Raw genomic sequence first — 11,293 nt, forward strand, 5'->3', positions numbered from 1 at the left:
CCCTGTGGGAGCGCACCCTGTGCGCGACAAGCCAACGGAGCGGTGACGACGATACGCCGCAGTCGCGCACAGGGTGCGCTCCCACAGAGAGATCGCTACCCTACCCGCATGGATATCGTTTTCATCGAAGACCTGCGCATCGATGCCGTCATCGGCATCTACGACTGGGAGCGCCGCGTGCGGCAGACGCTGTCGTTCGACATCGAAATGGCGTTCGACAACACCGTGCCTGCCGCCAGCGACGACATCGCGCTTACGCTCAATTACAAGGACGTGTCCAAGCGCCTGATCGATTATGTCGGCGCGTCCAGCTTCGGCTTGGTGGAGACGCTGGCGGAAAAATGCGCCGCCATCATTCGCGAAGAGTTCGGCGTGTCGTGGGTGCGGTTGAAGCTCTCCAAGCCTGGCGCCGTGCGCGGCGCCAAGTCGGTGGGCGTGCGCATCGAACGCGGTACGCGACCGCAGTGACGCGCTGATCTGATGGCACGCGTCTATCTGAGCCTGGGTTCCAACCTCGAACCCGCGCATTATCTCCGTGCCGCCATCGACGAGCTGCGCGCGCGCTTCGGCGCGCTCTCGGTGTCGCCCGCCTACCGCAGCAAGTCGGTGGGTTTTGATGGCGCGGATTTCGTGAATCTGGCCGTGGGGCTGGACACGGATCTTTCTCCCGAAGCGCTCAACGACTGGTTGCACGCGCTGGAAGACCGTCATGGTCGCCGTCGTGACGTGCCGCGCTATTCCGACCGCACGCTCGATGTCGACATCGTCTTGTACGACGACCTGGTGCGGCAGGGCGAAGGTCATCTGGATATCCCGCGCAAAGAGCTGCGCCACGCCTTCGTGCTCAAGCCCATCGCCGATATTGCGCCGCAGCTCAAGCATCCGCTGACCGGCCAGACCATGGCCGCGCTGTGGTCGTCGTTTCCCGCCGATAGCGAACCGCTGGTGGTCGAGCCGCTTTAAGCGCTCGCGTGCGCGACTTGCGGTGACCAATCCGCGCGCCTCGTTCCTTTGCTGGCGATGGCTTTTCGGACTCGTCCGATTTCCTGCAAATTTCCCGTGAAATACGCTGTGGCCTTCAAGTCGGCCCATTGGCGTTGCGCGTTTCGCGGGCGCCGTTTTGCCGTTCCATCCGCCATACCGGCATGCAGTGAACGCAAGCAGAGTCAGCAGGGAAGCATGTCGAACCCGCGCAAAGATGTTGCATCGATCCGCTATGTGATCTGTCCGCATTGCCAGAGCGCGGCCGCGCACGGCATCCGCAGTTGTTCCGGCTGCGATGCCGTCGTGAGTTACGGTACGCCGCTGGTACTCGTCATCGTGACGTGCGCGGCGGCGGCGTGGCTGGGCTTCAAGGCGCATCGCTTCTTCTACGATTCCTGGCTGTTGGTGCTGTTGCTCGCCATCATTGCGGCCGGCGGCGTGCTGAGCCTGCTGTGCGAGGCATTCGATGAGCGCGTGGTGTTCCGACCCAAGCGCCGCTCCTGGTAACACGCCGGCCCGGCCTGACATCTGCCTGACACCAGCGGCGCCAGCACTGTCCCGGCGACACAACTAATGCTAGAAACCTTTCCACCTAACATGGAATGGGGGTAGGGATATGGCAGGTCGTTTTTCGCGCAGCTGGAGCCTGATGAAGGCCAGTGCGGAAGTGTTGCGTTCGGACAAGTCGCTGTTGATGTTCCCGCTGGCCTCCAGCATCTGCTGCCTGCTCGTGGCAGCCAGCTTCCTGGTGCCGATCATCGTTGCACTGATGGCGTCCGGCGCAGCTGTCGAGCAAGGTCATCGCATGACCGTCGGCGGCTATGTGCTGTTGTTTCTGTTCTACCTCGTGCAGTACTTCGTGATCATCTTCTTCAACACCGCACTGGCCGGCGCTGCATTGGCCCGCTTGCGCGGTGAGCCCACCAGTTTTGGCGAGGGCATGGCAGTGGCACGCTCGCGCATCGTCAACATCTTCGGCTATGCACTGATCGCCGCCACCGTGGGTCTGGTGCTGCGTGCCTTGCAGGAGCGCCTCGGTTTGATCGGTCGCCTGGTCGCCGGCTTCCTTGGTCTGGCCTGGACCGTGGCGACCTTCCTGGTCGTGCCGGTGCTGGCCAGCCAGGACGTGGGTCCGACCGAAGCGATCTCGCGCAGCGTGGAATTGCTCAAGCGCACCTGGGGCGAAAACATCATCGGCAACGCCGGCATCGGCGTGGTGTTCGGCCTGTTGATGTTCGTCGCCATCCTGGTGGCCGCGCTGCTCGTCGGCGGCGCCTTTGCCACGCAGTCGATCACGGCCATCATTGCGGCCATCGTGATCGTGGTGGTGGGCCTGACCATGCTCGGCCTGGTCCAGGCCTCGCTGCAAGGCATCTACGCCGCTGCGCTGTATCGCTACGCCGAAGAGGGCGAAGTGGGTTACGGCTTTGACCAGGCGATGCTCGAGCAGGCCTTCAGGCCCAAGAAGAAGTAAATCGTCTGAGTCGATGCATGAAAGGAAAGGGCGCTGCGGCGCCCTTTTTCTTGCTCACACGGAAAGCGTGCGTCCGCCATCCACGCGGATGATCTGGCCCGTCACGAACGGCGCGTCGCGCAGCAGCCATAGCACTGCGCCGGCGACGTCCTCGGGCGAGCCGGCTCGCTGCAGTGGCGTGCGCGCGAGCATGGCCTGCTGGTCGTCGTAGGCCTTGCCATCACTCGGCCACATCACGGCGCCTGGCGCCACGCCGTTGACGCGCACATCGGGGCCCAGATCAAGGGCGAGCGAACGCGTCATCGCTTCCAGCGCTGCTTTCGCCATGCAATAGACCGGATGGTTGGCGAGCGGGCGTTCCGCGTAGATGTCCACGAGATTGACGATGGCGCCGCGTGCGGCGCGCAGGGCAGGCGTGGCCGCCTGGGCGAGGAAGAACGGCGCCTGCGCGTTGGAGGCAAACAGTTCGTTCCACTGCGCCGGTGTCGCCGTACCCACCGGCGTGGGATAGAACGCCGACGCATTGTTGACCAGCGCATCCAGACGTCCGAAGCGATCGAGTGCGCGCTGCACCACGCCCGGCAATGCACCGAGATCGGCCAGTTCCGCTTGCACGATGCACGTGCTGTTGCTGCGCTGCCGTTCCAGCGAGGCGGCCAGCAATTCGGCGTCGGCGGCCGAGTGGCGGTAGTGCAGCGCCAGATCGTAGCCTGCCGCATGCAGAGTCCGGGCAATCACGGCGCCGACGCGTTTGCCCGCGCCGGTGATCAGGGCCACCGGGCGCTCGTGCTGAGTATTCATGCGTGGGCTCCTGCGTGACGCAACCAGGGCGCGAGCTTGCCCCAAAGCACTGGCGACGTCATCCCGCCGGCGCCGTGGTGTCCGCGGAAGCGGCGTCGGCGTCAGTGGCCTGCGTCTCGAATGGCGTGCTGAACATGGCGATGGCGGTGCGCGCCACCTGTCCGGTGTCGTAATACGCGTAACTGCCCACGCCTACCGCACCGACCACCGGGATCCAGCGCGAGAGGCCACTCCCTACGGCGCGCTGGGTCACCTTGATGCCGACGGTCTTGGCCACGCGCTCGATCAGCGAGGTGGTGACGCGACGAAACAGCAGTCGATCGCCGACGCGCACCACCAGGTCGCGGAACGCCTGCGCGGCCGTGTGCCGGAACAGGCACCACAGCATCTGCTCGCGGCCCAGCTCCGAGTGCTGGCCATAGGCGGCCGCGATGTCGCTGACCATCTGCGCCTGGATCTTCCAGATCGCCACGACTTCCGGCAGCACGGTGAGCCAGCCCAGCGGGCCTGGCGGCAGGGCCAGCGAGCCGGCGGTAAGGCCGGCGCGTTGCTGCGCGCGGGTGGCGAGGCGGCGGGCTTCCTTCTCGGGATCGCGGGCGCCGGGCACCTGGCTATCGGGAATCTGGCTCACGAAATCCAGGATGGCCTGGGTCACGCGGCCATGGTCGGCGATGACGGCCGGTAGCTGGTTAGAAGACGGGGACATGGACCGGGCTCGGCAGGGCGGCGGATGCCGCGCGACGCCCCAGTCTAGGCCGCGCGCGTGAAAACCCGCTGAGCCCCGGGACCGGGCCGGACCTGAACGCAGGAACTTGCCCGACCAAGCATGACTTCTGGGGCAGGCGGGGTCTGGTCTAGAATGGCAATGTTATAACGTATCGAAAATAACAACGACCGCCCCCTTCCCGGACACCCAATGAAACGTAGCCTGCTTGCCGTGAGTCTTGCCGTTGCCTTTGGCGCCTTCCCCGCCGCCTACGCCCAGACCAGCTCGACCCCAGATACCAGCACCGTCAACGCGCCCACGCCCACCGATGGCAGCGACGTGGGCTCCACGGGTGTCACGCGCAACCAGCCTGCTGGCAAGGTGAAGCAACTGGGCACGATCGACGTGAGCGCAGCGCTCGACCAGGCGCGCAATTCGCTGTCGCCGGACACCGGCAGCAGCCAGTACGTGATCGACCAGAAGGCCATCCAGGCGCTGCCGCTTGGCGACTCGACGCCGTTGAACCAGGTGATCCTGCAGGCGCCGGGCGTGGTCCAGGATTCCTACGGTGGCCTGCATGTACGCGGAGACCACGCCAACCTGCAGTACCGCATCAATGGCGTGATGCTGCCCGAATCGATTTCCGGTTTCGGCCAGGTGCTGGATGCCCGCACCATCCAGAGCGTGACCCTGCTCGATGGCGCCCTGCCGGCGCAGTACGGTGAGCGCACCGCCGCCGTCGTCGATATCACCACCAAGGCGGGTTCGTCGCTGGGCAATGGCGGCAGCGTGGGCATCACCGGTGGCTCGTTCGGCACGGTCAATCCCAATGCTTCGCTGTGGGGCAGCAACGATCGCTGGAGCTGGTTCCTGACCGCCAACTACATGGAGAGCGACGTCGGCATCGAGAATCCGACGCCGAGCCGTACGCCGATCCACGATCACACCAACCAGGTGAAGGCCTTTGGTGACATCAGCTACCTGATCGACAACGACACGCGCATCAGCTTCATATTCGGCGCGAGCAACAGCCGCTTCCAGATTCCCAACAACCCCAACCAGGAGCCGCAGTTCGGCTATCTGGATACCGTCAATTTCAACTCTGCCGACCTCAACGACCGCCAGAACGAGCAGACGCGCTTTGGCGTGCTCTCGTTGCAGGGCAAGTTCGGCGATACGGCGTATCAGGTGTCGCTCGGCCAGCGCTTCAGCGGGTTGCAGTACATGCCCGACGAAATCGGCGACCTGATGTTCAATGGCGTGGCCGCTGCCATCAACCAGAGCGATCGTGCCAGCACGTTGCAGGCCGACTTCTCGATGCCGTGGGGTGGCAGCCATACGCTGCGTTACGGCCTGTACGGCAACTTCGATCAGGCCACCACCAACACGAACTCGTTGGTGTTCCCGGCCAACCCGGACGGCAGCCAGGCCAGCACGGTGCCGTTCAATATCTTCACCGGCGACAAGATTACCGCCCGAACCTGGGCCGCCTATGTGCAGGACGAGTGGAACATCAGCGACAAGTGGACGCTGAACTACGGCTTGCGTGGCGACCAGTACCAGGCTTTCCGTACCGAAAGCCAACTTAGTCCGCGCATCGGCGTGGTGTGGCAGGCCACCGACAGCACGACCGTGCATGCCGGCTACTCGCGTTATTTCACGCCGCCCGCGAACGAGCTGATTTCCAACGAGGATATCAATGCGTTCGCCAATACCACCAACGCCGTGCAGAACTACGGCAACAACACGCCGCTGGCCGAGCGCTCCAACTATTACGACCTGGGTGTGCAGCAGAACATCGGTTCGAACTGGACGGTGGGTCTGGATGCGTACTACCGCGATGTCAGCCGCCTGCAGGATGAAGGGCAGTTCGGTACCGCCCTGGTGTACTCGACGTTCAACTACCGCTACGGGCGCATCCGCGGCACCGAGCTCACGGTCAACTACGACAACGGACCGATCACGGCGTACTTCAACTTTGCCTATAGCCGTGCCATGGGCAAGGATGTGATCACCGGCCAGTACAACTTCAATCCGGATGACCTGGCCTATATCGCGGACAACTTCATCCATCTCGACCACGACCAGAAACTGACCTCGTCGGGCGGCATCAACTACGCCATCAACGACACCACCAAGGTCGGCGCCGACTACCTGTTTGGCAGCGGTTTGCGTGAGGACGGCCTGACGCCCAATGGCTTGTCGCTGCCGTACTACTTCCAGCTCAATTTGAGCGTGTCGCACGACTTCACCTTTGACAGCACCGGCAAGTTCCACACGCAGCTGGCGCTGATCAATGCGCTGGATCGCACCTACGAGTTGCGCAGCGGCACCGGCATCGGTGTGGGCGCGCCGCAGTTTGGTCCGCGTCGTGGCGTGTTCCTGAGCTTGCAGAAAGACTTCAATTTCTAATTGAACGTTGCCGCCAAAGCGCGCAGCCGCTTTGGCCGTCGCACCCAGTCAGCTGGGCCGATGTCCCCGCCATAGCCGGTCTCCCCTCCCTCACGAGGCTATGGCGGGGCATGGGTTAGACTTCGCCTGTTTCCCCGCAGGCAACCCCATGTCTTCCCGACTCCCCGATCCCGGCGCCGACGAGCGCGCCCATTCCGACCGACTGCTGACGCGTCTGCGCGAGGAAATCGCCGCGCATGGTCCGATGCCGTTTTCGCAGTACATGGAGCGCTGCCTGTATGCGCCGGGCCTGGGTTACTACAGTGCCGGCAAGACCAAGTTCGGCGAAGCGGGTGATTTCATCACGGCGCCCGAACTGGGCGAGTTGTTTGCACGTTGCGTGGTGAATGCCACCTATCCCGTGCTCGAGATGTTGGGCGACTCGGCCGACTTCCTGGAGCTCGGTGGCGGCAGCGGCGCATTTGCCGAAGCGGCGCTCAAGGCCTTCGCCGCGAACGGCGCCGTCCCGCGTCGCTACTACATCCTCGAACCCAGCGCCGATCTGCGCGAACGCCAGCGCGACCGGCTTGCGGCAGCGCTGCCCTCGGAGCTGTTTGCGCACGTGCTGTGGCTGGATCGTCCGCCGGAGCAGGACTGGCAGGGCGTGCTGTTCGCCAACGAGGTGATCGACGCACTGCCGACCACGCGCTTCACCCTGCGCGCCGGTGAAGTCTATGAAGAATACGTCGCGCTCGATGGCGAAGGCCGTCTGATGCGCGTGGATCGTCCCGCCGATGCCCTCGTGTCCGGCGCCGTGCGTCATGTCGAACGCGATCTGGAGGCGGAATTTCCCGAAGGTTATCGCTCGGAAATCCTGCCGCAGCTGCCGTACTGGATCCAGGCGATCGCCGGTTCGCTCACCGCCGGCGTGATGCTGTTCATCGACTACGGCTATGTGCGTCGCGAGTATTACTTGCCCGAGCGCAACGATGGCACCTTGCGAGCCTACTACCGCCATCGCTCGCACAACGATCCGCTGTATCTGCCAGGCCTCAACGACCTCACTGCGTCGGTCGATTTCACCGCGCTGGCCGAGGCGGGCAATAGCGCAGGCTTCGGCGTGGCCGGCTATATGCCGCAGGCGCAGTTCCTGATCGGCAGTGGATTGCAGGACATCTTTGGCGTGGCGTACGAAGCGGCCGCAGACGAAGCCGCGCGCTATGACCTGGCACAACAGGTCAAGAAACTCACGCTGCCCGAGCAGATGGGCGAACGCTTCCAGGCCATGTTGTTTGCACGGGGCATGGATGTGTTGCCGTTGCCGGCCGACGTGCTGGAGGCGGACCAGGGCGACCGGCTCTGACGCTCCGACAAATCAGCCCGCCAAAAGAAAACGCCCGCGTCGTCCGCGGGCGTTTTGCTTAGTGCGTGCTGGAAGCGGCAGCTGGTGCAGGCGCAGGCTGCACCGGTGTGTCGTCGTCCGGCCGCTTGATCAACTGACCGTGTTTGAACAGGGACGCGGCGACCTGGTAATAGGCGGTGGCATCGTCCACCTGTCCTTGGTCCACCGGTGTATTGGGCACGGCATCGCCGTTGTCGAAGTTCGGCTTGACCTGCTCCAGCTTGCGCTGCGGTTCGAGCACGGTGAGTGCGTCGCCATGCAGGTAGCCGAGCTTCTCGTAGGTGGCCGGGAAGGCGCGTTCGCGGCCCGGTTCAAGCTGGAAAATGTCAGCGCCGAAGAAGCGGCTGCGGTAGCTGAAATTGAGCAGGCCCATCACCGTGGGGATGATGTCCACCTGGGCCATCTGCCGCGACACGCGCTGCGGCTGGATGTGCTTGGGCGAATAGATCCACAGCGGGATGTGATAACGGTTGATCGGCACGCTGCTGCGGCCCGCGCTGGAGGCGCAGTGGTCGGCGGTGATCACGAACACCGTGTCGTCGAAGTAGGGCTTGCTTCTGGCGCGCTTGATGAAATCGGCGATGGACCAGTCCGTATACGCCACCGCTGCCTCGCGCGTACCGTTCTTTTGCGGCACGCGATTGGCCGGCACGGTGAACGGACGATGGTTGGAGGTGGTCATGATGTGCAGGAAGAACGGCTTGCCCTGCGCCTGCGCCTCGTCCATCTGCTTGAGCGCCAGCGTGTAGAGATCTTCGTCCGCCACGCCCCACACGTTTTCGTGATGGATCGTCTCGCCCTTGCCGATATCGTTGCGGTCCACCGCGCGATAGCCGTTATGGGCGAAGAAGTAGTTCATGTTGTCGAAGTAGCCGTAGCCACCGTAGACAAAGTCGGACTGGTAGCCGCGGGCATTGAACACATTGGCGGCCGAGAACAGGTTCTCGTTGTTGTGCGCCTTCACGATGGAGTCGCCCGGCGTGGGCGGCACCGACAGCGACAACGCTTCCAGGCCGCGCACCGTGCGGGTGCCGTTGGCGTAGAGGTTGTCGAAGAACATGCTCTGGTCGATCAGCGCATCCAGGTTGGGCGTGATGTTGCCGCGCTTGTTGCTGAACTCCGAGAGGAAGTCGGCCGACAGGCTCTCCACGCTGATCAGCACCACGTTGAGATGCTTCTCCGGACCGGCATGGCGGATTTCGCGCGTCAGGTCATGCGGATCGCTGCTGACGTAGGTGGCCTCAGGCGTCTTCACCAGCTCGCGCACGCGCTTGAACGCCTCGTCGTCGGGCAGGGTGCGATAAAAGCGCGAGTAGTCCAGATGGCTGGAGCGGAACGCGGCGAAGAACTCGAACACGCCGTTGCCGGAGAGTTCGTTCACATAGGTGTTGTCGGTGCGATCCTTGAAGGTGCCCTTGACGGCGACCGCCAGGACCACCGTGATCACCAGCCACACCAGCACCACCTTGCTGCGCTGAAGAAAACGGGTGCCGCTGTCGCGCGCCTGCAGGCCGCCGCGGCTGAGCCACACGACAACCAGGGTGGCGATGGCGAGCAGACTGATCCAGGTGCCCAGCGGATAGGACTCGCGGATATTGCCGATCACCTCGGTGGTGTAGACCAGGTAATCGACTGCGATGAAATTGAAGCGGGTGCCGAATTCCGCCCAGAACACCAGCTCCGAGGCCGCCACGAAGAGCAGCCCGAACAGCATCACCGCGCCGCCTATGTACATCGCCCACTGGCCTGCGCGCGACACATAGAGGCGCTGCGGCACCAGCCACAGATAAAGCATCAGCAGCCAGGCAAGAAAGACGAACACGATCAGGTCGTAGCCCAGCCCGACGCCGAATGCATAACCCCAATAGAGCGGGTTGTGCGGCACGCCGCTACCGGACATGTAAAGCAGCACGATGCGGGTCAGCGCGCCGATCAGCACATAGCTGATGGCCAGCCACCATAACGGGCGAAACCGCTGGCGCAGCGGCGAGGTCGATGGATTGGCAGTCGGCACGGAAAACTCCGGAAAAGCTGGGAAACGAAGGCCTGGCTGCGAAGTGGCCGGGCGGGATGGGCGACCGCGTTTATACACGGAAGCCGCCGACTAGCGACAAGCGGACAGATTTGTAGCCAGTTACCTTACTGGGTAGTGGCTTTCATCAGGCTTTGTTGGCCGTATCAGTCCGCGCTGCGTTTCAGTGCCGCAATGGCCGCGACGCGGGCCGCCGTCATGGCCTCGCCAATCGCCGGGCCCTGCAGGCCTTGCGCCACTATCGATTCCGAGCGCACCGCTGCGGCGGCGTCGCGCGCACGCTGGAGATAGCCTGCCTGCGGGTAGGCGTCCTCCTGGTGGCCCAGGCGTCCGCGCTTGTCGGCCGCGCAGGCGGCGAGGAATAGCGAGAGGCGTTCGGGCCGGCGCAGCGCATCCAGCGAGGTCAGCAGACGCAGCACCGTCGATGGCTTCAGCTCAAAGGCGCGGTGCGCATTGAGATGCTCGCGGCACACCAGTTCGGCGAGGGTGGCATGCTCGGTGGGCACCTTCAGGCGTGCCACGAGACGCCGCAGGGGCGCGAGGCCGGCGTGCTCGTGGCCAAGATGGCGCGGCAATACATCGGCGGGCGTCAGCGCCTTGCCCAGATCGTGGGTGAGCGCGCAGAAGCCCACCACGTCGTTGCCAGGCGCCAGCTTTGCAGCCATGTCGAGCACCATTTCCACGTGCACGCCGGTATCGATTTCGGGATGGAACTCCGCGCGCTGCGGCACGCCGTACAACGCATCCACCTCGGGAAACAGCACGGCGAGCGCACCCGATTCGCGCAGTACGCGCAGGAAGGCTGACGGCTGGGCCTCGCCCAGGGCCTTGCGGGTTTCCTGCCAGACGCGCTCGGGCACCAGATGATCGACCTCGCCATCGCGCACCATCTGCTGCATCAGCGCCATGGTCTCCGGCGCCACCGTGAAACCCAGTGGCGCAAAGCGGGCAGCGAAACGCGCCACGCGCAGCAGGCGCACGGGGTCTTCCACGAAAGCGGCAGATACGTGCCGCAGCAGGCGTTGTTCCAGGTCGCGGACGCCATTGAACGGATCGACCAGCTGGCCGTCCTCGGCCTCGGCGATGGCGTTGATGGTGAGGTCGCGCCGCGCGAGATCCTCCTCCAGCGTCACCGTGGGATCGGCCTGGAAAGCAAAGCCGTGATAGCCGTGGCCGGTCTTGCGCTCGGTGCGTGCGAGGGCGTATTCCTCGTTGGTCTTGGGGTGCAGGAAGACCGGGAAGTCCTTGCCGACGGGGCGAAAGCCCTGCTCGAGCATCTCGTCGGGACGCGCGCCGACCACCACGTGGTCGTGGTCGGTCACCGGTCGATTGAGCAGTTTGTCGCGGACGGCGCCGCCGACGAGATAGATGCGCATGCGGGGGATTCTGCCACGTGATGCGAAGCGGCCGGCTAACCGGGGCTAGCCATCTGGGAGGCTAACCCTGTGGGAGCGCACCCTGTGCGCGACGGCCTCAGGCGGTGAGGCACCCTCAGTCGCGCAC

The 11,293-nt window shown here is 64.3% G+C and carries 10 protein-coding genes; 6 read left to right on the top strand and 4 right to left on the bottom strand.

Annotated elements, in window-relative coordinates; all coding sequences use genetic code 11:
* The first annotated feature begins 108 nt into the window (after nt 1-108).
* The 4 genes from folB to AC1DKY_RS20975 all read left to right on the top strand — a co-directional run bounded on the left by folB (nt 109) and on the right by AC1DKY_RS20975 (nt 2,458).
* Nucleotides 109-468 (top strand): dihydroneopterin aldolase, encoded by a 360-nt coding sequence (gene folB / locus AC1DKY_RS20960; protein ID WP_046972384.1) that lies wholly within the window; start codon nt 109-111, stop codon nt 466-468.
* A 12-nt stretch (nt 469-480) separates the two neighbouring features.
* On the top strand, nt 481-963 hold the full coding sequence (folK, locus tag AC1DKY_RS20965) for a 2-amino-4-hydroxy-6-hydroxymethyldihydropteridine diphosphokinase (RefSeq protein ID WP_441605204.1): 483 nt from the start codon (nt 481-483) through the stop codon (nt 961-963).
* 216 nt (nt 964-1,179) lie between these two features.
* A complete protein-coding gene (locus tag AC1DKY_RS20970; RefSeq protein ID WP_441605205.1) occupies nt 1,180-1,491 on the top strand; it encodes a hypothetical protein in 312 nt (103 codons plus the stop codon).
* A gap of 109 nt (nt 1,492-1,600) precedes the next feature.
* The gene (locus AC1DKY_RS20975) at nt 1,601-2,458 is read left to right on the top strand and encodes a DUF6159 family protein (protein WP_441605206.1); all 858 of its coding nucleotides are present in this window, start codon (nt 1,601-1,603) and stop codon (nt 2,456-2,458) included.
* Nucleotides 2,459-2,512: 54 nt separating this feature from the next.
* Here the strand turns inward: AC1DKY_RS20975 and AC1DKY_RS20980 are convergent, their stop codons facing one another.
* Both AC1DKY_RS20980 and AC1DKY_RS20985 read right to left on the bottom strand, forming a co-directional pair.
* Nucleotides 2,513-3,259, bottom strand: a complete 747-nt coding sequence (locus AC1DKY_RS20980) for a pteridine reductase (RefSeq protein WP_441605207.1) — start codon at nt 3,257-3,259, stop codon at nt 2,513-2,515.
* 58 nt (nt 3,260-3,317) lie between these two features.
* Nucleotides 3,318-3,965: a hypothetical protein gene (locus tag AC1DKY_RS20985; RefSeq protein ID WP_441605208.1), complete on the bottom strand. Its 648-nt coding sequence runs from the start codon at nt 3,963-3,965 to the stop codon at nt 3,318-3,320.
* Between the two features lie 210 nt (nt 3,966-4,175).
* Between AC1DKY_RS20985 and AC1DKY_RS20990 the strand changes: the two genes are divergently transcribed.
* Nucleotides 4,176-6,377, top strand: a complete 2,202-nt coding sequence (locus AC1DKY_RS20990) for a TonB-dependent receptor (protein ID WP_441605209.1) — start codon at nt 4,176-4,178, stop codon at nt 6,375-6,377.
* A 148-nt stretch (nt 6,378-6,525) separates the two neighbouring features.
* Nucleotides 6,526-7,719, top strand: coding sequence for a class I SAM-dependent methyltransferase (locus AC1DKY_RS20995; protein WP_441605210.1), 1,194 nt, complete (start codon nt 6,526-6,528; stop codon nt 7,717-7,719).
* 58 nt (nt 7,720-7,777) lie between these two features.
* Here AC1DKY_RS20995 and AC1DKY_RS21000 read toward each other — a convergent pair whose 3' ends face one another.
* Together AC1DKY_RS21000 and AC1DKY_RS21005 are read right to left on the bottom strand one after the other, a co-directional pair.
* Nucleotides 7,778-9,772 (bottom strand): LTA synthase family protein, encoded by a 1,995-nt coding sequence (locus tag AC1DKY_RS21000; protein WP_441605211.1) that lies wholly within the window; start codon nt 9,770-9,772, stop codon nt 7,778-7,780.
* Nucleotides 9,773-9,936: 164 nt separating this feature from the next.
* Nucleotides 9,937-11,166 carry a multifunctional CCA addition/repair protein gene (locus AC1DKY_RS21005; protein ID WP_441605212.1) on the bottom strand — a complete coding sequence of 410 codons (1,230 nt, stop codon included), beginning with the start codon at nt 11,164-11,166 and terminating at the stop codon, nt 9,937-9,939.
* Between the last annotated feature and the right edge of the window lie 127 nt (nt 11,167-11,293).

The organism is Dyella sp. 01N448 (genome assembly GCF_056399225.1).